25 protein-coding genes and 1 pseudogene are annotated in these 26,649 nt (G+C 66.9%); 12 read left to right on the top strand and 14 right to left on the bottom strand.

Annotated features, from left to right (window positions below):
* The first annotated feature begins 8 nt into the window (after nucleotides 1-8).
* The 3 genes from LGN10_RS07155 (at nucleotide 9) to LGN10_RS07145 (ending at nucleotide 1,869) form a co-directional block, all read left to right on the top strand.
* Nucleotides 9-419 carry a group II truncated hemoglobin gene (locus LGN10_RS07155; protein WP_059583648.1) on the top strand — a complete coding sequence of 137 codons (411 nt, stop codon included), beginning with the start codon at nucleotides 9-11 and terminating at the stop codon, nucleotides 417-419.
* Between the two features lie 104 nt (nucleotides 420-523).
* Entirely contained in the window at nucleotides 524-1,255 is a 732-nt protein-coding gene (locus tag LGN10_RS07150; RefSeq protein ID WP_059583647.1) for an alanyl-tRNA editing protein, read from the top strand.
* On the top strand, nucleotides 1,252-1,869 hold the full coding sequence (locus LGN10_RS07145) for a DUF924 family protein (protein WP_059583645.1): 618 nt from the start codon (nucleotides 1,252-1,254) through the stop codon (nucleotides 1,867-1,869). The genes LGN10_RS07150 and LGN10_RS07145 overlap by 4 nt, the downstream gene beginning before the upstream one ends.
* Before the next feature lie 171 nt (nucleotides 1,870-2,040).
* Here the strand turns inward: LGN10_RS07145 and LGN10_RS07140 are convergent.
* The 11 genes and pseudogenes from LGN10_RS07140 to LGN10_RS07090 form a co-directional block, all read right to left on the bottom strand.
* Nucleotides 2,041-3,934 (bottom strand): annotated as a pseudogene (locus LGN10_RS07140) (ArnT family glycosyltransferase).
* A 227-nt stretch (nucleotides 3,935-4,161) separates the two neighbouring features.
* Nucleotides 4,162-4,923 carry an SDR family oxidoreductase gene (locus LGN10_RS07135; protein WP_059583641.1) on the bottom strand — a complete coding sequence of 254 codons (762 nt, stop codon included), beginning with the start codon at nucleotides 4,921-4,923 and terminating at the stop codon, nucleotides 4,162-4,164.
* Nucleotides 4,924-4,945: 22 nt separating this feature from the next.
* A complete protein-coding gene (locus LGN10_RS07130) occupies nucleotides 4,946-5,527 on the bottom strand; it encodes a TIGR00730 family Rossman fold protein (protein WP_059583640.1) in 582 nt (193 codons plus the stop codon).
* Nucleotides 5,524-6,282: a TetR/AcrR family transcriptional regulator gene (locus LGN10_RS07125; RefSeq protein WP_059583638.1), complete on the bottom strand. Its 759-nt coding sequence runs from the start codon at nucleotides 6,280-6,282 to the stop codon at nucleotides 5,524-5,526. The genes LGN10_RS07130 and LGN10_RS07125 overlap by 4 nt, the downstream gene beginning before the upstream one ends.
* A 486-nt stretch (nucleotides 6,283-6,768) precedes the next feature.
* Nucleotides 6,769-7,305 (bottom strand): diacylglycerol kinase, encoded by a 537-nt coding sequence (locus tag LGN10_RS07120; protein ID WP_059583636.1) that lies wholly within the window; start codon nucleotides 7,303-7,305, stop codon nucleotides 6,769-6,771.
* Nucleotides 7,302-8,336: a glycosyltransferase family 4 protein gene (locus tag LGN10_RS07115; protein WP_059583634.1), complete on the bottom strand. Its 1,035-nt coding sequence runs from the start codon at nucleotides 8,334-8,336 to the stop codon at nucleotides 7,302-7,304. Before LGN10_RS07115 ends, LGN10_RS07120 begins: the two co-directional genes overlap by 4 nt.
* Before the next feature lie 28 nt (nucleotides 8,337-8,364).
* The gene (locus LGN10_RS07110) at nucleotides 8,365-9,303 is read right to left on the bottom strand and encodes a UDP-2,3-diacylglucosamine diphosphatase (protein ID WP_059583633.1); all 939 of its coding nucleotides are present in this window, start codon (nucleotides 9,301-9,303) and stop codon (nucleotides 8,365-8,367) included.
* 226 nt (nucleotides 9,304-9,529) lie between these two features.
* Nucleotides 9,530-10,036, bottom strand: a complete 507-nt coding sequence (locus tag LGN10_RS07105; protein ID WP_059583631.1) for an RDD family protein — start codon at nucleotides 10,034-10,036, stop codon at nucleotides 9,530-9,532.
* A 6-nt stretch (nucleotides 10,037-10,042) separates the two neighbouring features.
* Entirely contained in the window at nucleotides 10,043-10,804 is a 762-nt protein-coding gene (locus tag LGN10_RS07100; RefSeq protein ID WP_059583629.1) for a DUF3106 domain-containing protein, read from the bottom strand.
* Between the two features lie 26 nt (nucleotides 10,805-10,830).
* The gene (locus LGN10_RS07095; RefSeq protein WP_059583627.1) at nucleotides 10,831-11,265 is read right to left on the bottom strand and encodes a DUF3619 family protein; all 435 of its coding nucleotides are present in this window, start codon (nucleotides 11,263-11,265) and stop codon (nucleotides 10,831-10,833) included.
* Nucleotides 11,262-11,825, bottom strand: a complete 564-nt coding sequence (locus LGN10_RS07090) for an RNA polymerase sigma factor (protein WP_059583625.1) — start codon at nucleotides 11,823-11,825, stop codon at nucleotides 11,262-11,264. The genes LGN10_RS07095 and LGN10_RS07090 overlap by 4 nt, the downstream gene beginning before the upstream one ends.
* Nucleotides 11,826-12,180: 355 nt before the next feature.
* Here LGN10_RS07090 and LGN10_RS07085 point away from each other — a divergent pair, with 355 nt between their 5' ends.
* The 6 genes from LGN10_RS07085 (at nucleotide 12,181) to LGN10_RS07060 (ending at nucleotide 19,183) form a co-directional block, all read left to right on the top strand.
* Nucleotides 12,181-13,944, top strand: coding sequence for an acetolactate synthase 3 catalytic subunit (locus LGN10_RS07085; protein WP_226222487.1), 1,764 nt, complete (start codon nucleotides 12,181-12,183; stop codon nucleotides 13,942-13,944).
* 111 nt (nucleotides 13,945-14,055) lie between these two features.
* Nucleotides 14,056-14,547 carry an acetolactate synthase small subunit gene (gene ilvN / locus LGN10_RS07080; RefSeq protein ID WP_006398781.1) on the top strand — a complete coding sequence of 164 codons (492 nt, stop codon included), beginning with the start codon at nucleotides 14,056-14,058 and terminating at the stop codon, nucleotides 14,545-14,547.
* A gap of 88 nt (nucleotides 14,548-14,635) precedes the next feature.
* Nucleotides 14,636-15,652, top strand: a complete 1,017-nt coding sequence (gene ilvC / locus LGN10_RS07075) for a ketol-acid reductoisomerase (RefSeq protein WP_006478252.1) — start codon at nucleotides 14,636-14,638, stop codon at nucleotides 15,650-15,652.
* A 127-nt stretch (nucleotides 15,653-15,779) separates the two neighbouring features.
* Nucleotides 15,780-16,424: a phosphatidylserine decarboxylase gene (locus LGN10_RS07070; RefSeq protein ID WP_006491035.1), complete on the top strand. Its 645-nt coding sequence runs from the start codon at nucleotides 15,780-15,782 to the stop codon at nucleotides 16,422-16,424.
* A 15-nt stretch (nucleotides 16,425-16,439) separates the two neighbouring features.
* Nucleotides 16,440-17,312, top strand: coding sequence for a CDP-diacylglycerol--serine O-phosphatidyltransferase (pssA, locus tag LGN10_RS07065; protein ID WP_059583621.1), 873 nt, complete (start codon nucleotides 16,440-16,442; stop codon nucleotides 17,310-17,312).
* 326 nt (nucleotides 17,313-17,638) lie between these two features.
* Nucleotides 17,639-19,183, top strand: coding sequence for a 2-isopropylmalate synthase (locus LGN10_RS07060; RefSeq protein WP_059646586.1), 1,545 nt, complete (start codon nucleotides 17,639-17,641; stop codon nucleotides 19,181-19,183).
* A gap of 74 nt (nucleotides 19,184-19,257) precedes the next feature.
* Here LGN10_RS07060 and LGN10_RS07055 read toward each other — a convergent pair whose 3' ends face one another.
* From LGN10_RS07055 to LGN10_RS07045, 3 genes are all read right to left on the bottom strand, one after another.
* Nucleotides 19,258-20,808: a SulP family inorganic anion transporter gene (locus LGN10_RS07055; RefSeq protein ID WP_059583618.1), complete on the bottom strand. Its 1,551-nt coding sequence runs from the start codon at nucleotides 20,806-20,808 to the stop codon at nucleotides 19,258-19,260.
* A 40-nt stretch (nucleotides 20,809-20,848) separates the two neighbouring features.
* On the bottom strand, nucleotides 20,849-21,502 hold the full coding sequence (locus tag LGN10_RS07050) for a carbonic anhydrase (protein ID WP_226222485.1): 654 nt from the start codon (nucleotides 21,500-21,502) through the stop codon (nucleotides 20,849-20,851).
* Nucleotides 21,503-21,883: 381 nt separating this feature from the next.
* On the bottom strand, nucleotides 21,884-22,396 hold the full coding sequence (locus LGN10_RS07045) for a hypothetical protein (protein WP_059583614.1): 513 nt from the start codon (nucleotides 22,394-22,396) through the stop codon (nucleotides 21,884-21,886).
* Between the two features lie 165 nt (nucleotides 22,397-22,561).
* Between LGN10_RS07045 and LGN10_RS07040 the strand changes: the two genes are divergently transcribed.
* The 3 genes from LGN10_RS07040 to pnp all read left to right on the top strand — a co-directional run bounded on the left by LGN10_RS07040 (nucleotide 22,562) and on the right by pnp (nucleotide 26,637).
* Nucleotides 22,562-23,821, top strand: coding sequence for a branched-chain amino acid ABC transporter substrate-binding protein (locus LGN10_RS07040; RefSeq protein WP_226222483.1), 1,260 nt, complete (start codon nucleotides 22,562-22,564; stop codon nucleotides 23,819-23,821).
* Nucleotides 23,822-23,928: 107 nt separating this feature from the next.
* The gene (gene rpsO / locus LGN10_RS07035) at nucleotides 23,929-24,198 is read left to right on the top strand and encodes a 30S ribosomal protein S15 (RefSeq protein WP_006398792.1); all 270 of its coding nucleotides are present in this window, start codon (nucleotides 23,929-23,931) and stop codon (nucleotides 24,196-24,198) included.
* 291 nt (nucleotides 24,199-24,489) lie between these two features.
* Complete coding sequence (gene pnp / locus LGN10_RS07030) at nucleotides 24,490-26,637, top strand: polyribonucleotide nucleotidyltransferase (protein WP_059583611.1); 2,148 nt, start codon at nucleotides 24,490-24,492, stop codon at nucleotides 26,635-26,637.
* Nucleotides 26,638-26,649 lie beyond the last annotated feature (12 nt).

Here is a 26,649-nt window from a genome sequence, read left to right as displayed (position 1 = left end):
CTATCCGTATGACCGATGTGAATGACGACGCGCCGTCGCAACCGACGGCGTTCGAGCTCGTGGGCGGCGAAGCCCGCGTGCGCGAAATGGTGGACCGCTTCTACGACCTGATGGACCTCGAGCCCGAGTTCGCGCAGATTCGCGCGCTGCACCCGCCGTCGCTCGATGGGTCGCGCGACAAGCTGTTCTGGTTCCTGTGCGGCTGGCTCGGCGGCCCCGACCACTACATCGGCCGGTTCGGCCATCCGCGGCTGCGCGCGCGGCACCTGCCGTTCCCGATCGCATCGGTCGAGCGCGACCAGTGGCTGCGCTGCATGGCGTGGGCGATGGAGGACGTCGGGCTGGCGGAGCCGCTGCGCGAGCGGCTCATGCACTCGTTCTACGACACGGCGGACTGGATGCGCAACCGGCCCGGTTGATCGACCGGTACGCCGCTGCCCGCGCGCGGGACGATCTGCGTCTGGGCGCCCGTGCGGCCCGGCGCGACACTGGCCGTTTCCCCCATCGATTCGAGGCTCGCCCGATGACGACACAAGCGCTGTTTCGCGAAGACGCGTACCTCACGCAATGCGAGGCGATCGTCCAGGCCGTCGGCGACGACGGCATCCGGCTCGACCGCACGGTGTTCTATCCGCTCGGCGGCGGCCAGGCCGGCGACGCCGGTACGCTCACGCTGCCCGACGGCAGCACGATCGCGATCGCCGACACGCGCAAGGCGAAGTTCGACGGCGCGACGCCCGACGACGCCGTCCATGTGCCGGCACCGGGCCAGGCGGCGAGCGTCGCGACGCTCGCTCCCGGCACGCGCGTGGTCGCGCAGATCGACTGGCTGCGCCGCTACCGGCACATGCGCCTGCATACGGCCGCGCATCTGATGTGCGCGGTGCTGCCGTACGCGGTCGACGGCTGCAGCGTGACGGCCGACTACGTGCGGCTCGATTTCGCGACGTCCGAGTCGATCGACCGCGACGACGTCGAGCGGCGCCTCGCGGGCTTCGTCGCCGGTGCGCATCCGGTCACGACCGAATGGATCACCGACGACGAGATGGCCCAACGGCCCGAACTCGTGCGCACGATGAGCGTGAAGCCGCCGATGGGCCTCGGCCGCGTGCGGCTGCTGCGCATCGAAAACGTCGACTTGCAGCCGTGCGGCGGCACGCACGTGCGCAACACGTCCGAAATCGGCGGCCTGCGGGTCGCGAAACTGGAAAAGAAGAGCGCGCGCACACGGCGCCTCGTACTGGAGTTTGCATGACGATCGATACCGGGAAAGCGGGCGCGGCAGCGCTCGATCCGCAGGCACGGGAGATTCTCGATTTCTGGTTCGGCGAGCCGGGCTCGGCCGAATTCGGGCAGAACCGCAAGATCTGGTTCAACGGCGGCGCGGCGTTCGACGACGTGCTGCGCACGCGTTACGGCGCGCTGCTCGACGCCGCGTGCGACGGCGCCTGCGATCACTGGGCCGATTCGCCGTCGGGCGCGCTGGCGTTGATCGTCGTGCTCGACCAGTTCTCGCGCAACATCCATCGCGGCACGCCGCGCGCGTTTGCCGCCGATCCGAAGGCGCTCGCGCTCGCCCGCCGCGTCGTCGCGGCCGGCTGGGACGCGCGGTTGCCGAGCGGGCATCACCGTGCGTTCGCATATCTGCCGTTCGAGCACGACGAGTCGCTCGAGAGCCAGCGCGAGGCCGTGCGCCTGTGCGCGGGCATCCGCGACGAGGCCGGGTGCGAGAGCTATCACCGCTTCGCGTTGCTGCATGCGGCCGTCGTCGAGCGCTTCGGCCGCTTTCCGCACCGGAACGCGATTCTCGGTCGCGCGTCGACCGACGAGGAAACGGCGTTTCTGCGGGAGCCCGGCTCGTCGTTTTGATGATTCGGAGGTTGGCGGGATGAGGAGAGGGCGCGGCGAACCCTGGGACGCATGCGGGTTCGTGCCGGCGCCGGTGTCGCAAAAGGCTGCGCACCGGCCGGACGGCTGAGCGCGGCGCGCGCCGAAGAGGAAAGTGAAGGCGGGCAGGACGGCGCATCGCGCCGCCCTGTGTCACTGCGGATGCTGTTCGGGCGTGCGCACGTAGACGCGCAGCAGCTCCTCGTTGTCGCCCGGGCGGGCGCCGGCCCAGAACAGCTTCCATTCATTGCCGGGCGCCGGATCGACGGCCCGCACGCCCTGCACGATCATCCACGTGCAGCGCGTCGTCTTCGCGTCGTCGATCGGCGTGTGCTGGATGCCGGAGAAGTAGTACAGCATCGGCGCTTCCGATTCGCCGAGCCCGTGCAGGCTCGCCATGCAGTCGCCGTCGTTCCATTCGAGCGCGAGATGCGCGTTCAGGTCGTCGAACACCGAGCGGTAGCTCTTCGCGACGTCGAGCCACGGCAGCAGCAGCGTATAGACGAGCCCCCACGCGACGAGCGCGCCGGCGCCCCACGACAGCGCGCCGCGCCACAGGCCCGTCGTGCGCAGCTTCGGCAGCAGCGTCAGCCAGCCGACCGTCAGCGCGAGCGCGCCGGTCACGAGCGCGGGCTGGATCGGCATCGTCCAGTCGAGCGGCAGCCAGCGGCCGAGCAGCGCGAGATCGGCGCGCGACGCGGCCGGATCGGCCATCACCGCCCAGATCGCCCATGCCAGCGCGACGACCGTGCCGAACAGGATGCGGCTCAGGTAGTCCCACGCGAAATGCACGCGGCGCGGCAGGCGGTCGATCGCCTGCGCGGCGACCAGCGCGAGCGGCGCGAAGAACGGCAGGATGTAAAGCTGGCGCGACGTCGCGGACACTTGCAGCACGACGAGCCCGATGCCGGCGAACAGCACGGGCAGCGCGATGCGCGGCGCACGCCAGTCGCGCCATGCGCCGCGCGCGAGCGCGACGATCGCGAGCGGTGCGACCGGGAAGCCGACCAGCAGGAACGCGCGCAGGATGAACAACGGCTTGTCGTTTTCCGCGCCGAGTTCGGGGACGGAGAAACCGAAGAAGCGCCCGACGTTGTTGTCCCAGAACCACGTCATGAACAGCGTTTCCGAGCGCAGGAACAGCGCGGTCGGCCAGATCAGCGCGAACGGCGCGAACACGAGCGCGGCGACGCCGAGCGCGCGCGCGAACGCGCGGGTGCGACAGGCCGGGTAGAGCGCCAGCGTGCAGACGAGCGTGGCCGCGAACACGAGCGGGACGAACAGCCCTTTCGCCATCAGCGCGATGCCGACGCCCGCGCCGAAGAGCGGCGCGGCCCAGCGGCCGGCCGGATGCGGCGGCAGCCCGTGCCGCATCTGCTGCGCGCGCGCGACGTGCTGCATCACGAGTTCGAGCAGCCCGCAGAATCCCATCGCCGTGCCGGCAAACAGCGCGACGTCCGTCATCATGTCGTGCACGTGCTTGATGACGACGAGCGTGCTCGCGCTCAGCACGACCGGGCCGAGCACGCGCAGGTCGAACCACGTGTCCGACCGGCTGGCCACGCGCGCCGCGCGCGCGATGAAGCCGAACGCGAGCGCGGCGAACAGGGCGCTCGCCAGGCGTGCCGCGTCGTGCAGCGGCATCACGCGCTGCAGCAGCCACGCGAGGCTGGTCGCGACCCATGCGTAGAGCGGCGGCTTTTCCATGAACGGCAGGCCGGCATTGGTCGGCACGACGAAGTCGCCGGTCTCGAGCATGTGCTGGATGATGCCGAACGTGTAGGTTTCATCCTGTTTCCACGGATCGTGCCCGAGCACGCCGGGCAGCGTGTACGCGCACACCAGGGCGGCGACGAACAGCCACGCGCGCCAGCCGAGCGGCAGCGAACGCTCGCGTGGGGGGGCTGATCGCGGCGGTCGAGGCGGCGACGGGCGTGCCGGCGGCGTCCAGCGTCGCGATGGCGTCGGTATCGGCGGTCGAGCGGGTGTGCGCGGCCGAGGCGGGCACGGGCGTGCGTCGCCGGCCGGGCGCTGCGGTTCCAGGCATGGAAAAGATCTCGGGTCGAGTCGAGCCGGTCCGGCGACATGGGCTGGACCGATTAGCGGCTACATTCGGGTAACGGACAGCGTGTTCGGGACACCTGTCTGGATGTCCGCTAGTAGAGCACGGAATTGTTACGAATGTTTACTGAAACTGTCACGGAATTGTGGAGATTTGTGGCGCCGTGACGAAGGGGCGTTTGTGACCGCCGTATTGTTGCGCCGCGCGTCAGCTCAGCGGCCGCCGCCGACGTCGAGCAGCGCGCCCGTCGTGTAGGACGCCGCATCGCCGAGCAGCCAGACGATCGCCTCGGCGATCTCCTGCGCTTCGCCGGCGCGGCCGAGCGGCGTCTGCGCGCCGAGGCGGGCCGCACGGCCCGGCTGGCCGCCGCTGGCGTGAATGTCGGTCTCGATCAGGCCGGGGCGCACCGCGTTGACGCGTACGCCGTGCGGGCCCAGTTCCTTGGCCAGGCCGATCGTCAGCGAATCGACCGCGCCTTTCGAGCCCGCGTAGTCGACGTACTCGTTCGGCGAGCCGAGCCGCGACGCGATCGACGACACGTTGACGATCGCGCCGCCGCGCCCGCCGCGGTCGGTGGACAGCCGGCGCGCGGCTTCGCGGGCGCACAGGTACGCGCCGAGCACGTTGGTATCGAACATCCGCCGCAGCCGGTCGACCGGCATGTCGGCGAGCGGCATCGACGGCGCGACGATGCCCGCATTGTTGACGAGCGCGTCGAGCCGCCCGAACGCCTCCGCGACGGTATCGAACATCGCGACGACGTCCGCCTCGTTCGCGACATCGCCCGCGACGATGCACGCGCGGCCGCCCGCGTCGCGCACGGCCTGCGCGGTCAGTTCGGCGGCCGCCGCGTCGCGCGCGTAGTTGATGCCGACGTCCCAGCCGCGCTCGGCGGCGAGCACGGCGGTCGCGCGGCCGATGCCGCGGCTCGCGCCGGTGATGAGGACGGCCTTGCGGTCGGACGGTGCGGTCATCGCGTGCGGTTTCCGGTGAAGGTTACTTCGCTGTGTCAGGCGCCCACTTGTCGCGGGCGGGCGGCTGGTAGCGGCGCAGCCGCTCGATCAGCGCGACGGGCTCCGATTCGACGCACAGTGCGTCGAAATAGGCCGGCCGCATGAAGCCTTCGTCGACCGTATGGCGCAGCAGCGCGATCAGCGGATCGTAGAACGAATCGATGTTGTAGAGCGCGACGGGCTTGCGGTGATAGCCGAGCTGCGCCCACGTGTAGACCTCGAAGAGCTCCTCGAGCGTGCCGGCGCCGCCGGGCATCGCGACGAACGCGTCGGAGAGGTCGGCCATCATTTTCTTGCGATGATGCATGTCGGGCACGACGTGCAGCTCCGACAGCCCCGTATGGCCGACTTCCTTGTCGACGAGCAGCTCGGGGATCACGCCGACCGCACGGCCGCCGGCCGCCATCACTTCGTCGGCGATCACACCCATCAGGCCGACGCGCCCGCCGCCGTATACGAGCGTGAGACCTGCGCCGACGAGCGCGCGGCCGAACGCGCGCGCGGCATCGGCGTAGACGGGCCGCACGCCGGACGACGAGCCGCAGTAAACGCAGACTGCCTTCATTGCTTCGCGTCCTTGGCGGGGGCCGGGCCGGTGGCGACGGGGCTGCCGGCCGGGCGCGGCGAACCGTCGCGCGGGGGCAGGTAGTCGGTGAACTGGCGCTTGGGCAGCTTGCCGGAGACGAGATCGTCGAACAGCTGGCGCGAACGGCCGCGCAGGTACGGCGCCATGATCGAGATCACGTGCATGCTCACCTGGTGCAGCTCTTCGCGGATCGCGTCCTGGTCGTTGTACTTGCGCGGATGCATCACGTACTGGTACGACAGCCAGTACGTCGAGATCACCGCCATGTTGGTGGCGATGACTTCGATCTCGGCGGGCGTCGCGACCATTTCGGCATCGGAGACGAGCAGTTCGCACATGTCGTGCGCGAAGCGCACCTTGTGGCTGATGATCTGCTTGAAGTGCGTCTCGAGCGTGCGGTTGCGGGCGAGCAGGTCGTTGAGGTCGCGATACAGGAACCGGTAGGTCCACATGAAATCGGCCATGTACTGCAGGTACGACCAGGTTTCGTCGATCGTCGGACGGTGATCTTCGGGGAAGCGCAGCCGCCGTTCGATCTGCTGCTCGAACTGCGCGAAGATGCTGTTGATGATGTCGTCCTTGTTGCGGAAATGGTAGTACAGGTTGCCTGGACTGATTTCCATTTCCTCGGCGATCGTCGTGGTGGTGACGTTCGGTTCGCCGATCTCGTTGAAGAGTTTCAACGACAACTCGAGAATCCGTTCGCGGGTGCGGCGGGGAGGTTTCGCTTCCATGTCGTCCGGCCCTGTGTATGCCGGACTGGCGGGCGCTGCAATCGATGCTGCGTGATTCGTCCGGCGCGGGTTGCTGTTCTATGTCTGGCCGACGATTATAAACCGGGGTTTCGCCCCATCGGGGCATTTCGTGAGCGCGGCCGCCGCGCGGCGCATGGTGCAGCGCCGCACGCGGGCGGCGGGAAAGAGGCCCGCCGGTTGCTAGGGTCTGTTTACATACGGAACGCACATGCGTTGCCACGAGAACGGCCGCTCGCGAGGCGTGCGACGCCGCGAATACTGGACGTATTCGCAAGGAGCACAACGCGGCGAGCGGCCGTTCTCGTGGCAACCCCAAATTAAAAAATCATTCCAGGGGAATGCGCGAAATCGCCCGCATGGCGGCGTCGCGCGTCACTTGTTTGGCTCGGCCAAACGGCGCTCCTTCCTCCTTGCCCTGCGAGCGATTTCGCGCATTCGCATGTGCGTTCCGTATGTAAACAGACCCTAGAAGCCGAGCCAGCGTGCGACGACCGGGCCGAGCACGAAGCCCCAGGTCGTCACGCATGCGAACAGCGCGACCGTTACGGCCGCGCTGCCGAGGTCCTTCGCGCGCTTCGAGAGTTCGTGACGCTCGAGCGAGATGCGGTCGATCGCGGCTTCGACGCTCGAGTTCAGCAGCTCGACGATCAGCACCAGCAGCACCGAGCCGATCAGCAGCGCGCGCGACGCGGCCGGCACCGGCGCGAACGCGCCGATCGGCAGCATCAGCGCGGCGAGCGTGAGCTCCTGGCGAAACGCGCTCTCCTCGCGGATCGCGACGCGAAAGCCGTTCAGCGAATGCTTGAGCGCGAACCACGCGCGCGTGATGCCGCGGTGGCGCTTGTACGGGTTCGGCGGCAGCGGCGCGAGCCGATCGTCGGGGCCGAGCGGCTCGTGCGTGTGCGCGTCGGCGTCGGCGTGCGGCTCTTCCTCGTCGAACGGGCGGTGCCGTGGCGGCGTCGCGGCGGGGGGCGGAATCTTGTCGTTCAGGTCTCGTTTCAAACGGCGGCACCTTCGGCTGGCGAGTACGCGGTCTTCGGCAGCGGCTTCAGATGCGACGCGAACTGCTCGGATGCCGCGCGCCACGAGAAGCGTTCTGCCCACGCGCGCGCAGTCGTGCGTTCGATCTTCAGCGCCTCGAGGCAGGCTTCCTGCAGGTCCTCGTGCATCGCGCCGGCATGGCCTTCGCCGAGCACGTCGATCGGGCCCGTGACGGGATACGCGGCCACCGGCGTGCCGCAGGCGAGGGCTTCGAGCAGCACGAGGCCGAACGTGTCGGTGCGACTCGGAAACACGAACACGTCGGCCGCAGCATACACCTTCGCGAGCTCCGTCTGTGACAGCACGCCGAGATAGTTCGCTTCCGGGTAGCGCGACTTGAGCTCCGCGAGCGCGGGGCCTTCGCCCGCGACCCACTTCGAGCCGGGCAGGTCGAGGCGCAGGAACGCCTCGACGTTCTTCTCGATCGCGACGCGGCCCACGTACAGGAAGATCGGTCGCGCGGTATTGAGCACCTTCGACTCCATCGGCCGGAAGATGTCGAGATCGACGCCGCGGGTCCACAGCACCACGTTCGTGAAGCCGAATTTCTCGAGGTCCTGCTTGACGACCGGCGTCGGCGCCATCACCGCGAGCGACGGGCCGTGGAACCAGTGCAGGAAGCGGTAGGTCGCGGCGAGCGGAATGCCGAAGCGCGCCTGCACGTATTCCGGAAAGCGCGTGTGGTACGCGGTCGTATACGGCAGCTTGCGGGCGCGCGCATAGCGCCGTGCGGCGAGGCCGAGCGGGCCTTCGGTCGCGATGTGCAGCGCGTCGGGTGCGAACGCATCGATCCGTGCGCGCAGCTTGCGGTACGGCAGGATCGACAGGCGGATCTCGGGGTAGGTCGGGCAGGGCACCGTGCGGAATTCCAGCGGCGTGAGCAGTTCGACGCGGTGGCCGAGCGCCGTGAGTTCGCGCGACGTGCTCTTCAGCGTGCGCACGACGCCGTTGACCTGCGGTTCCCACGCGTCGGTGACGATCATGATCTTCATCGCGGCATGTCCTGTAAGTTGGGTTGTGTCAGGCAGCGGCCTTGGCCTTGCGCGACGTGGCTTCCGACGGCGCGGTGCGCATCACCGTCCAGTAGACGATCTTCAGTTCGCCTTCCATCGTTTCGACGAGCGCGGACAGGCTTTCGACCCAGTCGCCGTCGTTGCAGTACAGCACGCCGTCGATGTCGCGGATCTCCGCCTTGTGGATATGGCCGCACACGACGCCGTCGCAGCCGCGGCGGCGCGCCTCGTCGGTCATCACGGTCTCGAACTGCGAGATGAAGTTGACCGCGTTCTTGACCTGATGCTTCAGGTACTGCGACAGCGACCAGTACTGGAAGCCGAGCCGGCTGCGGATCCGGTTGAACCAGCGGTTCAGCACGAGGATCAGCGTGTAGAGCGTGTCGCCGAGGTAGGCGAGCCATTTCGCGTGCTGGATCACGCCGTCGAACAGGTCGCCGTGCACGATCCACAAACGTTTGCCCGCGAGCGTCGTGTGGAACGCCTCGCCGCGCACCTGGATGTCGCCGAACGCGAGATCGCAGAACTGCCGCGCGCCTTCGTCGTGGTTGCCGGGGATGTAGACGACCTGCGTGCCCTTGCGCGCCTTGCGCAGGATCTTCTGCACGACGTCGTTGTGCGCCTGCGGCCAGTACCAGCCTTTCTTCAACTGCCAGCCGTCGATGATGTCGCCGACGAGGTACAGGTATTCCGAGTCGTTGTGACGCAGGAAATCCAGCAGGTAGGGCGCCTGGCAGCCGCTCGAGCCGAGGTGGATGTCGGACAGCCAGATGGTGCGGTAGCGGTGGGCGGACGGCTCGGGATCCTCGTGTTGCGTTGTGTGCGCGACGGGCGGCTGTTGGGACGCCACGCCGTCGGTTGCCCCCGTGCCGGACAGGAACGCAGTGGCGGCGCGGGCGCCGATGGGGTGGCGAAACAGTGAGGTCGCGGACGTTTTCTGGCCCATGCATGACTCGCGCCGGTTGACATTACCGGCATTCCGCCATGCGGGCGTGACTGTGCCGTGACAGTCACGAGACGTTCTTATTACGACCGTCGAAGGGTGTTTAGCCGTGAATGAACGGACGTTGCGTAATCTGCCGCACTGAACGGCTGAGACTTGTCCGGTCAGGCCAACCCGGCTGGATGAAGCGGCGCCGGACGAACGGCTTTCGTCTGCCGAATGCGGCGCGTCAGCGCGGCAGGGCGACGACGCGCGTGCGGGCGATGCGGTCGTGCGGGAACTGGCGGCCAGCGTGCAGCCGCGCGGCGCCGGCCCACACGACGATCCACGCGGCGGTGAGCGCGAGCGTGACGGGTACCGACAGGCCGAGGAGCGGGTGCAGCGCGAGCGGCGGCAGGAACCACAGCCAGCCGAGCACGTAGCGGACGAGCGCGTGGCCGGCGCTCAGCGGCCGGCCGCTCGACGATTCGAGCCGCAGCCGCCAGGTTTTCATCGGCAGCGTCTGGCCGCCGTGCGTCCAGAACCACACGAAATACGCGCCGACGACGAGCGCGATCCACGCGGCAAGCAGGTTGTGATGGACGAGGCCGTTGCGTTGCTGCGTCGCGAGGCTGAACGCGAGCCCGGCGAAGAATACGACGCCGAACAGCAGCACGCCTTCGTAGAGCAGCGCGGCGAGGCGCCGCCGTACGGACGGCGCGGCGGCCGGGGGCTCGGGCGCGCGGACCTTCGCCACGGCCGCTCAGGAGCCCTTGAACAGCGACGGCGCGTCGGCCGGCGACACCGGCGCCACGGCAGGCGGTGCGGATGCGGCGCCGGCCGTCGACGATGCAGGCGCCGGCAGCGCGGCTGCGCTGGCCGAGGCGGGCGCCGGGGCGGCGGCCGCGCCGCTGGCCGGATGTTCGTGCGCATTGACGAGGCGGCGGACGTCGCGGTCGGCGACGGTCGGCGGCGCGCTGACGACACTCGGCCTGCGGCGGCGCTCGGCGGCGGCCAGCCGTTCCTTCTGCTCCTCGGGGAGCTGCTGGTAGGCCTTCCATGCGCGCTCGCGCGCCTGCGCCGACAACTCCTTCGCGCTCTGGTAGTTCTCGCGCGCGACGCGGCGTTGCTCGGGCGTCATCTTCGCCCATTCGGTCATCCGTTCCTGCAGGCGCTTCTGGTCATCCGGCGACAACTTCGCGAAACGTGATGCGATCTTCAGCCATTTTCGTTTGCGGGCGTCGCTGAAGCCGTCCCACTGGTCGGCGAACGGGGCGAGGGCCGCGTGCTGGGCCGGCGTGAGGCGCGCCCACGACAGCGGGCCGGTGGCGGCCGGCAGCGGCAGGGGCAGCGGGGGGAGGTCGGTGGTCAGCCCGGTCGCGGCCGACGCCGGCGCGGCGGGGCTGGTGGTCGCGACGGGCGCCGTCGCCGGGGCCGGGTGGAATCGGGAATACGTGGCGACGTAGGAAACGGCGATCGCGATCACGCATCCGAAAAATACGGCCAGGCCGCGCTTCTGACTCACCCGTGCGATCCCCTCGTTATTGTCTGTCAGTGAGCGCGCGACAGATACGCGTTGAATCCGTGGTCGAGATACGCGTTGAGCGGCAGGTCGTCGCTGAGCATCGCCGCGTCGATGTCGGCGAGCTCGGCGGTGCGCTGCATGTCTTCCCAGTACGCGATGCCGACGAGCCCCGCCAGCAGCAGCGCGAGCGGCCATGCGCGCAGCAGGCGACGGGCGAACGACGCGGACGGGCGGCCGGCCGGCGGGCGGTTCGCGGGCGTCGAGCCGTAGGCGCCGGCCGCGCCGGCGAAGGCCGGCACGAACACCGGCGCGCTCGCGGCTTCGGGCTTCTTGCGCGCGAGCGCCGCCCGACGGGCGACGGCCAGCCGATCGGTGGTCGCGGCAGGCAGCGCGGCCGCGCGCTCGTCCAGCGCGCGGCGCACCTTCAGCGCGAATTCGTGTTCTCGGTTTGCGGAGCTCATAGCGTGATTCCTTTGGCCTTGAGCGCTTGCGCCAGCGTGTGAGTGGCCCGCGAGCAGTGCGTCTTGACGCTGCCCTCGGAGCACCCCATTGCGGCGGCAGTCTCGGCGACATCCATATCTTCCCAATAACGCATCAGGAACGCTTCCCGTTGACGCGCCGGAAGCTTCTGGATTTCTTCGTCGATCAGGGCCAGAACCTGCTCTCGTTCGAGGCGGTGCTCGCTGCTCTCGACGCCCGCGTTGTCGTCCGCGGATTCGAGCGTTTCGAGCGGGTCGAAGTCTTCGTCGTCGGTGCTGTTCAGCGACGAGAACAGCGTGACCCACGTGTTGCGGACCTTCTGCCGCCGGAACCAGTCGTGGATCGCGTTCTGCAGGATCCGCTGAAAGAGCAGCGGCAGCTCGGCCGCCGGCCGGTCGCCGTACTTTTCCGCGAGCTTGATCATCGCGTCCTGCACGATGTCGAGCGATGCATCGTCGTCACGCACGGCGTACGCAGCCTGCTTGAACGCGCGCCTTTCGACGCCCGCCAGAAAGTCGGCGAGTTCCTTGTCTGATGCCATTCCGTGAAGGTATGCGCTGCGGCCCGCTGCGTGGTGAAAAAGGTCGAAAAATTTCGTAAAACCCGCGGATGCTATCAAATTTTCATGCGACTTGGCACCGGATCGGGCGCCGCACGTTGCGCGCCAACCGCGCCGGTCGGGCGCCGGGCGGCGCGCATGATGCGCTGCGGGATATTTTTCTTGACGAGCCAATCACGACCCGCTATCGTCAGCGATTCGCAACATGAAGTGATGGTCTCATTTGAGGCTGGCCCAAGAAGCCCGCCCTTCAAACTGGACGCGCCGCTTGAACCCGAGCCACAAGCCCGGCAGAGAGCACCCGATCAATTTTTTGCCGAAAATTCGAAAGGTCGAAATGAACATGCCCAGCGCGGAATTCTCCACGTCGGAACCCCTTTCCCCTCCCGATAGCGACTCCATCGGCGGCACCGTGCTCATGAAGGCACTGGCCGACGAAAACGTCGAATTCATCTGGGGCTACCCCGGCGGCTCGGTTCTCTATATCTACGACGAGCTGTACAAGCAGGACAAGATTCAGCACGTGCTGGTGCGCCATGAACAGGCGGCCGTGCACGCAGCCGATGCGTATGCGCGCTCCACCGGCAATGTCGGCGTCTGTCTCGTGACGTCGGGCCCCGGTGTCACCAACGCGGTGACCGGCATCGCGACGGCCTACATGGATTCGATCCCGATGGTCGTGATCAGCGGCCAGGTGCCGACGGCCGCGATCGGCCAGGATGCCTTCCAGGAATGCGACACCGTCGGCATCACGCGTCCGTGCGTGAAGCACAACTTCCTCGTGAAGGACGTGCGCGACCTCGCGGAAACCGTCAAGAAGGCGTTCTATATCGCCCGCACCGGCCGTCCAGGCCCCGTGCTGATCGACATCCCGAAGGACATCTCGAAGACGCCGTGCCAGTACGAGCCGATCAAGAGCGTGTCGCTGCGTTCGTACAACCCCGTCACGAAGGGCCATTCGGGCCAGATCCGCAAGGCCGTGTCGCTGCTGCTGTCGGCCAAGCGTCCGTACATCTACACGGGTGGCGGCATCATCCTCGCCGACGCGTCGCGTGAGCTGAACCAGTTCGCGGACCTGCTCGGCTACCCGGTCACGAACACGCTGATGGGCCTCGGCGGCTATCGCGCGTCGGACAGGAAATTCCTCGGCATGCTCGGCATGCACGGCACCTACGAAGCGAACATGGCGATGCAGCATTGCGACGTGCTGATCGCGATCGGCGCCCGCTTCGACGACCGCGTGATCGGCGACCCGGCGCACTTCGCGTCGCGCCCGCGCAAGATCATTCACATCGACATCGACCCGTCGTCGATCTCGAAGCGCGTGAAGGTCGACATCCCGATCGTCGGCGACGTGAAGGAAGTGCTGAAGGGACTGATCGAGCAACTGCAGACGGCCGAGCACGGCCCCGACACCGAGGCGCTCGCGCAATGGTGGAAGGACATCGAGGGCTGGCGCGCGAAGGACTGCCTGAAGTACGACCGCGAAAGCGAGATCATCAAGCCGCAGTACGTGGTCGAGAAGGCGTGGGAGCTGACGGACGGCAATGCGTTCGTGTGCTCGGACGTCGGCCAGCACCAGATGTGGGCCGCGCAGTTCTACCGTTTCAACAAGCCGCGTCGCTGGATCAACTCCGGCGGCCTCGGCACGATGGGCTTCGGCCTGCCGGCGGCGATGGGCGTGAAGATGGCCCATCCGGACGACGACGTGCTGTGCATCACGGGCGAAGGCTCGATCCAGATGTGCATCCAGGAACTGTCGACCTGCCTGCAGTACGACACGCCCGTGAAGATCATTTCGCTGAACAACCGCTATCTCGGCATGGTCCGCCAGTGGCAGCAGATCGAATACAGCAAGCGCTATTCGCATTCGTACATGGATGCGCTGCCTGACTTCGTGAAGCTCGCCGAAGCGTACGGCCACGTCGGCATGCGGATCGAAAAGACTTCGGATGTGGAGCCGGCGCTGAAGGAAGCGCTGCGCCTGAAGGACCGCACCGTGTTTCTCGACTTCCAGACCGATCCGACCGAAAACGTCTGGCCGATGGTACAGGCCGGCAAGGGCATCACCGAGATGCTGCTCGGATCGGAAGATCTGTAACGGCGCGACGCGCGCTCGGGCCCGATGCGGCCGCCTTCACGAAGGGCGGTGCGGCACGCGGCGGCGCGCGGCGCGAGTGAATCGACACGGCACATTCTGGAAGAAGCGAACATGAGACACATCATTTCCGTCCTGCTGGAGAACGAACCGGGCGCGCTGTCGCGCGTGGTCGGCCTGTTTTCCGCACGCGGCTACAACATTGAAACCTTGACGGTGGCGCCGACCGAAGACCAATCGCTGTCGCGGCTCACCATCGTTTCCATCGGCTCCGACGACGTGATCGAACAGATCACGAAGCATCTGAACCGCCTGATCGAGGTGGTGAAAGTGGTGGACCTGACCGACGGTGCACACATCGAACGCGAGCTGATGCTGATCAAGGTACGTGCAGTGGGCAAGGAGCGCGAAGAAATGAAGCGGATGTCGGATATTTTCCGCGGCCGCATCATCGACGTGACCGAGAAGACCTACACGATCGAATTGACGGGCGCGAGCGACAAGCTCGACGCATTCATCCAGGGGCTGGACGCGGGCGCGATCCTCGAGACCGTGCGCACCGGCAGCTCAGGCATCGGGCGCGGCGAGCGCATCCTCAAGGTGTGATGCCGACGCCGGGTGCGCCGTCATGTCCCGGCCCGCAGTACTCCATCCGAACGAATTGTTGAATTTTTGAATTAGCGAAGGAACCATCATGAACGTTTTCTACGACAAAGACGCCGACCTCTCCCTCATCAAGGGCAAGCAAGTCACGATCATCGGCTACGGCTCGCAAGGCCATGCACACGCGCTGAACCTGAAGGACAGCGGCGTGAACGTGACGGTCGGCCTGCGCAAGGGCGGCGCGTCGTGGAGCAAGGCCGAGAACGCCGGCCTGTCGGTCAAGGAAGTCGCCGAAGCGGTGAAGGGCGCGGACGTCGTCATGATGCTGCTGCCGGACGAGCAGATCGCCGACGTGTACGCGAAGGAAGTGCACGCGAACATCAAGCAGGGCGCGGCGCTCGCGTTCGCGCACGGCTTCAACGTCCACTACGGCCAGGTGATCCCGCGCGCCGACCTCGACGTGATCATGATCGCGCCGAAGGCGCCGGGCCACACCGTGCGCGGCACGTACTCGCAAGGTGGCGGCGTGCCGCACCTGATCGCGGTGGCGCAGAACAAGTCGGGCGCGGCGCGCGACATCGCGCTGTCGTATGCGGCGGCGAACGGCGGCGGCCGTGCCGGCATCATCGAGACGAACTTCCGTGAAGAAACCGAAACCGACCTGTTCGGCGAGCAGGCCGTGCTGTGCGGCGGTACCGTCGAGCTGATCAAGGCCGGTTTCGAGACGCTGGTCGAAGCCGGCTACGCGCCGGAAATGGCGTACTTCGAGTGCCTGCACGAACTGAAGCTGATCGTCGACCTGATCTACGAAGGCGGCATCGCGAACATGAACTACTCGATCTCGAACAACGCCGAATACGGCGAGTACGTGACGGGCCCGCGCGTCGTCACGGAAGAGACGAAGAAGGCGATGAAGCAGTGCCTGACCGACATCCAGACGGGCGAGTACGCGAAGAGCTTCATTCTCGAGAACAAGGCGGGCGCCCCGACGCTGCAGTCGCGCCGCCGCCTGACGGCCGAGCACCAGATCGAGCAGGTCGGTGCGAAGCTGCGCGCGATGATGCCGTGGATCGCGAAGAACAAGCTCGTCGACCAGACGAAGAACTAAGCGCGCCGTGCCGTTCCGGCCCTTCGATTGGAGGGTCGGCATCAAAAAGCCGTCCGAAGGCAGCAGTGCCCCGGGCGGCTTTTGCTATGCTACGTGCTTTGCAATTCACCGAACACAGAACGAATCCATGAACTATCCTCATCCGATCATCGCGCGCGAAGGCTGGCCGTTCATCGCGATTGCAGCCGTCATCGCGCTGTTGATCCATGCCGTCGGGGGCTTCGGCTTCGCGTGGCCGTTCTGGCTGCTGCTCGTATTCGTCGTCCAGTTCTTCCGCGATCCGCAGCGCCCGATCCCGGCGCAGCCGAACGCGGTGCTGTGTCCGGCGGACGGCCGCATCGTCGCGGTCGAGACCGCGCAGGATCCGTACGCGAACCGCGAAGCGCTGAAGATCAGCGTGTTCATGAATGTCTTCAATGTTCATTCGCAGCGTTCGCCGGTCGATGGCGCGATCAGCAAGGTCGAATACTTCCCGGGCGCGTTCCTGAACGCGGCGATCGACAAGGCGTCGACCGAGAACGAGCGCAATGCGGTCGTGATCCAGACGGCGAGCGGCAAGACGGTCACCTCGGTGCAGATCGCCGGCCTGATCGCCCGCCGGATTCTCTGCTACGTCCGTGCCGGCGAGCCGCTGTCGCGCGGCCAGCGCTACGGGTTCATCCGCTTCGGTTCGCGCGTCGACGTGTACCTGCCGCTCGGCAGCCGCGCGAAGGTGTCGATCGGCGAGAAGGTCTACGCGTCGTCGACGATCCTCGCCGAGCTCGAACAGTAACCGGCGGGGCGCACGATGGCCGCATTCAAACCGCGTCGGCCGCGCAACGGCGCCGGCCAGACGCCACGCCCGTTCCGCCGCAACAAGGTGATGGCGCCGGATTCGGCGCCCATCGAGAGCCGCCGCGCCGCGCGCCAGCGGTTCCTGAAGACGCGCGGCATCTACCTGCTGCCGAATGCATTCACGACCGCCGCGCTGTTCTGCGGCTTCTTCGCGGTCGTGCAGGCAATGAACGTGCGCTTCGAGATCGCCGCGATCGCGATTTTCGTCGCGATGGTGCTCGACGGGATGGACGGGCGCGTCGCGCGCATGACGCATACGCAGAGTGCGTTCGGCGAACAATTCGACAGTCTGTCGGACATGGTGTCGTTCGGCGTCGCGCCCGCGCTCGTGATGTACGAGTGGGTGCTGAAGGATCTCGGCCGCTGGGGCTGGCTCGCCGCGTTCGTCTATTGCTCGGGCGCCGCGCTGCGCCTTGCGCGCTTCAACACGAACATCGGCGTGGTCGACAAGCGCTTCTTCCAGGGGCTGCCGAGCCCGGCCGCGGCCGCGCTGATCGCGGGCTTCGTGTGGCTCGCGACAGACAACCGCGTGCCGATGAAGCTCGGCTGGCTGCCGTGGGTCGCGTTCGTGCTGACGATCTACGCGGGCGTGACGATGGTGTCGAACGCGCCGTTCTACAGCGGCAAGGCGCTCGACGTGCGCCACCGCGTGCCGTTCGCGGCGATCCTGCTGGTCGTCGTCGCGTTCGTGCTCGTGTCCTCCGATCCGCCGCTGATGCTGTTCTGCCTGTTCGTGCTGTACGGGCTGTCCGGCTACGTGTTCTGGGCCTACATGGCCGTGCGCGGGCGGGCGAACCCGGCGCGCTCGTCGCAGCGCGAGCACTGACGCCGCGCACGATCTGCGATTTGCCCGGAAACGGCGGCCTCGGGGCCGCCGTTTCCATTTGCCCCTTTTTCTAGTCGGGCCGTGTCGATTCCCGGGTGCCGTCCGATTGCGCGGCCAACGGAATGTCGCTATAGTCTTTGGCATGACTGCATTTCCCCGCCTCTCCCTCCTTCTAGCCGGTGCGCCGCTACGCGCGCTAGCTTCGGCGCGCCTGCCGCGCTGACCGTTCTCGCCCCCCGTCAAGCCTCGTCTGTTGTTGAGCGTCGCCAGCGGTGGCGCGATCTCGTTACGTTTGACTTCCGTATAAAAGAGCCCTGGAGCCCCCCATGACAGACAAGCTGATCATTTTCGATACGACGTTGCGTGACGGCGAGCAATCGCCCGGCGCGTCGATGACGAAAGAAGAGAAAATCCGCATCGCGAAGCACCTCGAGCGGATGAAGGTCGACGTGATCGAGGCCGGCTTCGCCGCGAGCTCGAACGGCGATTTCGACGCGATCCACACGATCGCCGGGCTCGTGAAGGACAGCACGATCTGCTCGCTGGCGCGCGCCAACGACAAGGACATCCAGCGCGCGGCCGACGCGCTGAAGCCCGCCAACAGCTTCCGGATCCACACGTTCATCGCGACGTCGCCGCTGCACATGGAGAAGAAGCTGCGGATGACGCCGGATCAAGTGTTCGAGCAGGCGCGTCTCGCCGTGCGTTTCGCGCGCAAGTTCACCGACAACGTCGAGTTCTCGCCGGAAGACGGCAGCCGTTCGGACATGGATTTCCTGTGCCGCGTGCTGGAAGCCGTGATCGCCGAAGGCGCGACGACGATCAACATCGCCGACACGGTCGGCTACGGCGTGCCGGAGCTCTACGGCAACCTCGTGAAGACGCTGCGCGAACGCATTCCGAACTCGGACAAGGCGATCTTCTCGGTGCATTGCCATAACGACCTCGGGATGGCGGTCGCGAACTCGCTCGCCGGCGTGAAGATCGGCGGCGCGCGTCAGGTCGAATGCACGATCAACGGCCTCGGCGAGCGCGCGGGCAATACGTCGCTCGAAGAAATCGTGATGGCCGTGAAGACCCGCAAGGACTACTTCGGTCTCGACGTCGGCATCGACACGACGCAGATCGTACCGACGTCGAAGCTCGTGTCGCAGATCACCGGTTTCGTCGTGCAGCCGAACAAGGCGGTGGTCGGCGCGAACGCGTTCGCGCACGCGTCGGGCATTCACCAGGACGGCGTGCTGAAGGCGCGCGACACCTACGAGATCATGCGTGCGGAAGACGTGGGCTGGACCGCGAACAAGATCGTGCTCGGCAAGCTGTCGGGCCGCAACGCGTTCAAGCAGCGGCTGCAGGAGCTCGGCGTATCGCTCGACAGCGAAGCCGAACTGAATGCCGCGTTCATGCGCTTCAAGGATCTGGCCGACCGCAAGGCGGAGATCTTCGACGAGGACATCATCGCGATCGTGTCCGAGGAATCGGCGCTCGCGCACGAGCAGGAGCACTTCAAGTTCGTGTCGCTGTCGCAGCGTTCGGAAACCGGCGAGCAACCGCAGGCGAAAATCGTGTTCGCGGTCGAAGGCAAGGAAGTGACCGGTGAAGCGCGCGGCAACGGCCCGGTCGACGCGACGTTCAATGCGATCGAGGGCGAAGTCGGCAGCGGGTCCGAGCTGCTGCTGTACTCGGTGAACGCGATCACGACCGGCACGCAGGCGCAGGGCGAAGTGACGGTTCGGCTGTCGAAGAGCGGGCGGATCGTCAATGGCGTCGGCACCGATCCGGATATCGTCGCCGCGTCCGCGAAGGCGTACATTTCCGCGCTGAACAAGCTGCACTCGAAGGACGACAAGGTCAATCCGCAGCGCTCGTAAGCGCCGCGCAGGACGCAGCCTCGAAACGCCCCGTGCGGCCCTGCGCCGCCGGGGCGTTCGTTTTCATTGGCCGCTCATTCGGCGGCCGGCGCGCGGAACAGCCAGCGGCGGGCGGCCGCGCGCGGCGCGGGGTTGCGCCGGCGGAACTCCACCGCGATCCCGCGCCGCGGCGCATCGGCGACGAACGCGTCGAGCAGCTCGAGCACGTCGTGGTCGATGTAGTCGGCGCGGGTTGCGTCGATGATCACGGCCGCCCGGTCCGGAATGTGTCGCAGGTGGTGCTTGACCTGCACCTTGCCCAGAAACGACACGTCCTTGCGGAACGACAGCAGGAAGTGGTCGTCGTGCTGCGCGAGCGTGACGGGGCTCTTCAGGTTCGCGACGGCCACGGCCAGCACGCTGCACGCGAGGCCGAGCGCGATGCCGAACAGCAGGTCGACCGCCAGCACGCCGACGATCGTCGCCGCGAACGGCGCGAACGCGGCCGGGCCTTGCTTCATGACCGAGCGGAACAGCGCCGGTTTCGCGAGCTTCATGCCGGTGTGGATCAGGATCGCGGCCAGGCTCGCGAGCGGGATCAGGTTGATCAGGCCGGTGAGCGCAAACACGCTCGCGAGCAGCAGGATCCCGTGCACGATCGCGGACATCCGGCTTTGCGCGCCGGCGTTGACGTTGGCCGAACTACGCACGATCACCGACGTGATCGGCAGGCCGCCGACGGCGCCCGCGACAAGGTTGCCGACGCCCTGTGCCTTCAGCTCGCGATCGGGCTGCGTCGGACGTCGCTTCGGATCGATCTGTTCGACCGCCTCGAGGCACAGCAGCGTCTCGAGGCTCGCGACGACCGCAAGCGTGATCGCCACGCGCCATACGTCCGGATTGAGCAGTTGCGCGAAGTTCGGGCCGAGTTCCGCATGCTTGAGCGATGCCGCGAGCGCCGCAAACGAGTCGAACTCGGGCAGCGTGACGCGATGGGCGGCGCCCGGTGCGGCTGCCGGAGCGACCATGCCGAGCACGAGCGTCGCGCCGATGCCGAGCACGACGACCGCGAGCGGGGCGGGTACCGAGCGTACCCACGCGAAGCGCTTGAGCGCCGGCGTGTCCCACGCGATCAGCAGCGCCAGCGACACGAGCGCGATCGCCGTGGCGGCCCATGCGGTCGGCAAATGCAGCCAGTTCGCAAACGATTGCGCGGCCGGGCCGCCGATGCCGAATGCGAACGGAAGCTGCTTCACGATCAGCAGCAGGCCGATCGCGGCGAGCATGCCCTTGATGACGGGCGACGGCACGTAGGCGGCGAAGCGGCCGGCGCGCAGCATGCCGAACCCGAACTGCAGCACGCCGGACAGCAGCACCGCGAGCAGGAACGCGGAGAAGCTGCCGAGCTGCGCGATCCCTTCGACGACGATCACGACGAGGCCGGCGGCCGGCCCGCTGACGGACAGGGACGAGCCGCTCAGCAGCGCGACGACGATGCCGCCGACGATGCCCGATACGAGCCCGGCGAAGGGTTCGACGCCGGAGGCGTTGGCGATGCCGAGGCAGAGTGGCAGCGCGACGAGAAAAACGACGATGCCGGCGACGATGTCGCGCGGCAGGGTGGACAGGCGCTCGTTCAGTTTCATGATTGGGGTGATTTCGTTGACATGGAGGGCAGGGCGCGGGTCAACCGAGCGCGACGGCGGTCGCGGCAGGCTCGGGCTCGGCTTCGGCTTCGGCTTCGGCCGGCGATGGCGCATAGCCGGAATCGAGTCCCTTCAGGTGGCCGTCGGCGAGCGAGAAGATCCAGCCGTGCACGAGCGGCGGCCGTTCGCGCCCGCGCACGATCGGCGACGCACGCAGCAGCCGCACCTGTTCGAGCACGTTCAGCTCGGCGAGGCGATCGGCGGCAGCCATGTCGTCGAGCCCGTCGAGCGTATCGCGATGGCGCCGCGCGAGCGCGCAGAGCGGCGCGATGCGGCGCGCGACGTGCGGCAGGTCGGCGGGCGGCGGCAGCAGCGATGCGCGCACGCCGCCGCACCCGTAGTGCCCGCACACGATCACGTGGTCGACCTTCAACACCCGCACCGCGTACTCGAGCACGCTGGCGGAATTGTCGTCGTCCGGGTGGAACAGGTTCGCGATGTTGCGATGGACGAACAGCTCGCCGGGCGCGCAGTGCGTGATGGTCTCGGCCGGCACGCGGCTGTCGGCGCAGCCGATCCACAGTACGCGCGGATTCTGGCCGCGTGCGAGCGCGTCGAAGAAGCCGGGCGTGTGTTCGCGCGTCTCGCGGGCCCAGGCAATGTTGGCAACCAGCATGCTCTTGGGGCGATTCATGAGGACTCCTTTTTGATCAAGGCAAATAAATATCGAGCGAAATGGCGCAGTCGCATTCTTTCTAAATTGAAAGGTTCGATTTCGACTGATATTAGGGGTATGCCCTAGCACTCGGGGTGGGTTGAAACAAATTGTTTCAAATTGATTGGGCGTAGTGCATTGCCTGCACCAGTGCGACGCATGACATGCACTGGCTATGCCTATTTAGCTCAAGCGCCCGCATGACGGGGCGTTCAGCGTATTGCCATCGGAATATTAACGATCGGAAAAGTTTTCCGTCTTATTCCTGAAATTAAATAACGCAGCGGAAAAAATGAAATGGCCATTCGGCAATCATTCGTGAATGGCCATTGCGACAATTGCGTGTCGATGCGCAATCGGTCAGAACAGGGTGCGGCGATCGGGATCGTGCAGCGGGTCCGGCGTTTTCTGCGTGGTGCGCAGGATGCCCTGCGGATCGAAGTAGAAGCTGTACATCATGTACCAGACGTTGTCCTCGAGATACCGGTACGTCCATACCTCGCGCTTCATCAGCGGGAAGTAGGAGGTCTCGACCGGGCGCCCGAAATTGACGAGGACGTCGGTTTTCGTCCACTTGCCGATCTCCGCGCGATAGAACTCGCTCGGCTGCAGCACCTGGCGCACGTTGACGATCCGGTGGGCGGCATCGACGTCGGCCGCGATCGTGATCTCGCCCATCGGCTGGGTCGGCCACATCAGGCGCTTGCCGCCGCCGGGCAGGTCGTAGATCTCGCGCGGCGGGCCCATGCGCGCGACGATCGCCGACTCGTCCTGGCCGGCCTGGTATTGCTGCCACGGTTGCGCGCAGCCGGCCAGCAGCGCGGCGGCGCAGGCGGCGAGCACCGGCAAGCGCGCGGGAATGCGAATGCGCATCGGATTCTCCAGAACACGGAAACAGATCCCGTTTTATCACGGACGGCGCGCGATCGCGCATCGGCAGGAAAAAATCGATGCGGATCGGGCCCGCCGCGCTTGCGGGCGGCCGGCGCACCGGCCTATGATCCGCGCTTCTCGGGCAGATTGAAGGGCAGGTGGCCGATGCAGGGATGGAAGCGGTGGGCGCTCGCGTGGAGCGCGGGGTGGATGCTGGTGTCGTCCGCGTGTGCCGGCGGCGAGCCGGTGCGGATTGCGCTGATCGAAGGGATGTCGGGCCCGTTCGCGAACGCGGGCGCGGCGGTCGAGCGCAACCTGCGCTTCGGCGTCGAGCAGGTCAACGCGGCGGGCGGCGTGAAGCTGCGCGACGGCGCGCACCCGCTCGAACTCGTCGTGCTCGACAGCAAGGGTAGCCCGGAGGAGGCGCTCGTGCAGTTGCGCGCGGCTGCCGACCGGCATATCGGCTTCGTCGCGCAGGGCAACAGCTCGGCCGTCGCGGCCGCGCTCGTCGCGGCGCTCGACAAGCTGAACGCACGCGATCCGGACAACCGGATGCTGTTCCTGAACTACTCGGCGGACGATCCGGCGCTGACCGGCGCGCGCTGCAGTTTCTGGCATTTCCGCTTCGATGCGCACGCCGGCATGCGAATGGCCGCGCTCGCGGACGTGATGGCGCGCGATCGCGCGCTGCGCAAGGTCTATCTGCTGAATCAGGACTACAGCTTCGGCCATGACGTCAGCACCCTCGCGCGGCAGGCGCTGGCCGCGCGGCGCCCGGACGTGACGATCGCCGGCGACGAATTCCACCCGATCGGCCGGATCAAGGATTTCTCGCCGTATATCGCGAAGATCCGGGCGAGCGGCGCGGACGCGGTCGTGACCGGCAACTGGGGCAACGACCTCACGCTGCTCGTGAAGGCGGCGCGCGAACAGGGGCTGAACGCGAAGTTCTATACGTTCTACGGCAACAGCCTCGGCGCGCCGGCGGCCCTGGGCGACGCGGGCGTCGGCCGCGTCGTGGCGGTGGCCGACTGGCATCCGAACGCCGGCGGCGCCAGATCCGACGCGTTCTACCGCGCGTTCCGCACCCGTTTCCCGGCCGCGCAGGACGACTATCCGGTGCGGCGGATGAGCCAGATGATCGAGATGCTGGCCGCCGCGATGACCCGCGCGGGTTCGGCCGACGCCGTCGCGGTCGCGCGTGCGCTCGAGGGCCTGCCGTTCGACGACGGCTTTCACGCGTCGCGGATGCGCGCGCAGGATCACCAACTGATCCAGCCCCTTTACGTGATGGAAATGGACAAGGTCGGCACGCCGGGCGTGCGCTTCGACAACGAGGGATCGGGCTACGGCTTCCGGACGGTCCTGGCGGTGCCGGCGCAGCGCACGGAGATGCCGTCGGCGTGCTCGATGACGCGCCCGTGACGGGAGGCGGCAAGAACGGCACCGAGTTGTGCTACAATGCGCGCCGGTTGTAAGTCACGGCACGGCCATTCTTCCGTGTCCGCCTGTTCAGTTAGAAAGGAAATCACATGTCTGTTGCAGATATCAAGAAGTCGGAAGTCGTTGCTCAGTTCGCCCGCGGTACCAACGACACGGGGTCGCCCGAAGTCCAGGTCGCACTGCTGACCGCACGTATCGTCGAACTGACGGGTCACTTCAAGACCCACGCGAAGGATCACCACAGCCGCCGCGGCCTGCTGCGCATGGTGAGCCGCCGCCGCAAGCTGCTCGACTACCTCAAGGGCAAGGATGCCGATCGTTACCGCGCACTGATCGAGAAGCTGGGTCTGCGTAAGTAATCGAGGCGATTGCCGCCAGCAAGATGCCTGTGTCAGTCCGCTGATACAGGCATTTTGTTTTTGCGCGGTGCGTAGCGTCACACGCATCGCAGGCTGTCCGGCACGTTCGTGCGGGGCCGCCGCCACGACCGATACCGGGGCAGGATTTGTGCCATTCCAGCGCGTCGCTGCGTGAGCGCCGCGCTGGAATGGCATAAAAAACACACCTTGCTCCGGGTGATTCGGTCGGGACGCCGCCGCGCGGGGGTCGCCGGCGCGGCGAATGAAATGCATGAATACAAAGGAGCAACCATGTCCATGTTCAACAAGGTCGTGAAGGAATTCCAGTGGGGCCAGCACAAGGTGCGCCTCGAAACCGGTGAAGTCGCTCGCCAGGCAAGCGGCGCCGTGATCGTCGACGTCGAAGATACCGTCGTGCTGGCAACCGTCGTCGGCGCGAAGTCGGCGAAGCCGGGCCAGGATTTCTTCCCGCTGACCGTCGACTACCTCGAGAAGACCTACTCGGCCGGCAAGATCCCGGGCGGCTTCTTCCGTCGCGAAGGCCGTCCGTCGGAGCACGAGACGCTGACGTCGCGCCTGATCGACCGTCCGCTGCGCCCGCTGTTCCCGGAAGGCTTCTACAACGAAGTCCAGGTCGTGATCCACGTGCTGTCCGTGAACCCGGAAATCCCGGCGGACATCCCCGCGCTGATCGGCGCATCGGCCGCGCTCGCCGTGTCGGGCCTGCCGTTCAACGGCCCGGTCGGTGCCGCGCGCGTGGCGTACATCGACAACGCGTACGTGTTGAACCCGACGCGTGACCAGCTCAAGGCATCGAGCCTCGACCTCGTCGTCGCGGGTACGGAGCGCGCCGTGCTGATGGTCGAGTCGGAAGCCGATCAGCTGTCGGAAGAAGTGATGCTGGGCGCCGTGGTATTCGGCCACGAGCAGATGCAGGTCGCGATCGACGCGATCCACGAACTGGTGCGCGATGGCGGCAAGCCCGAGTGGGACTGGCAGCCGGCGCCGAAGAACGAGGCGCTGATCGCACGCGTGACCGAGCTCGCGCAGAACGATCTGCTCGCCGCTTACCAGCTTCGCGACAAGCAGGCGCGCTCGGCGAAGCTGAAGGAAGTCTACGCGGCGACCTCGGCGAAGCTCGAGGAAGACGCGCTGGCGGCCGGCACGGTCGCGGCCGACAAGGCCACGGTCGGCAATATCCTGTTCGACATCGAAGCGAAGATCGTCCGTTCGCAGATCCTGAACGGCGAGCCGCGCATCGACGGTCGCGACACGCGCACCGTGCGCCCGATCGAGATCCGCACCGGCGTGCTGCCGCGCACCCACGGCTCGGCGCTGTTCACGCGCGGCGAAACGCAGGCGCTGGTCGTCGCGACGCTCGGCACGAAGGGTGACGAGCAGATCATCGACGCGCTCGAAGGCGAATACCGCGAGCGCTTCATGCTCCACTACAACATGCCCCCGTTCGCGACCGGCGAAACCGGCCGCGTCGGCTCGCCGAAGCGCCGCGAAATCGGCCACGGCCGCCTCGCGAAACGCGCGCTGGTCAAGTGCCTGCCGAGCGCCGACGAATTCGGCTACTCGATCCGCGTCGTGTCGGAAATCACCGAGTCGAACGGTTCGTCGTCGATGGCGTCGGTGTGCGGCGGCTGCCTCGCGCTGATGGACGCCGGCGTGCCGATGAAGGCGCACGTCGCCGGTATCGCGATGGGCCTGATCCTCGAAGGCAACAAGTTCGCGGTGCTGACCGACATCCTCGGCGACGAAGATCACCTCGGCGACATGGACTTCAAGGTGGCCGGCACGGAGCAAGGCGTGACGGCGCTGCAGATGGACATCAAGATCCAGGGCATCACGAAGGAAATCATGCAGGTCGCGCTCGCGCAGGCGAAGGAAGGCCGCCTGCACATCCTCGGCAAGATGACGTCGGCGGTGTCGGGTGCGAACACGCAACTGTCGGAATTCGCGCCGCGCATGATCACGATCAAGATCAACCCGGAAAAGATTCGCGACGTGATCGGCAAGGGCGGTTCGGTGATCCGCGCGCTGACGGAAGAAACGGGCACGACCATCGACATCTCGGACGACGGCGTCGTGACGATCGCGAGCACGAGCAGCGAAGGCATGGCCGAAGCGAAGAAGCGCATCGAGCAAATCACGGCCGAGATCGAAGTCGGCCAGGTGTACGAAGGCACGGTGCTCAAGCTGCTCGATTTCGGTGCGATCGTGAACCTGCTGCCGGGCAAGGATGGCCTGCTGCACATCTCGGAAATCGTCAATGAGCGCGTGAAGGACATCAACGACTACCTGAAGGAAGGTCAGCAGGTGAAGGTCAAGGTGATCCAGACGGACGAGAAGGGTCGCGTGCGTCTGTCGGCCAAGGCGCTGCTGAATGAAGCAGCGGCGGCAGCGCAGTCGGATACGCCGCCGCAGCAGTAAGCGGACAGGCGG

This window comes from Burkholderia sp. AU32262, from assembly GCF_020419985.1.
Classification (GTDB): Bacteria; Pseudomonadota; Gammaproteobacteria; order Burkholderiales; family Burkholderiaceae; genus Burkholderia; species Burkholderia semiarida.
Note: the sequence above shows the minus strand (reverse complement) of the source record. Positions and strands in the feature narration are given on the sequence as shown.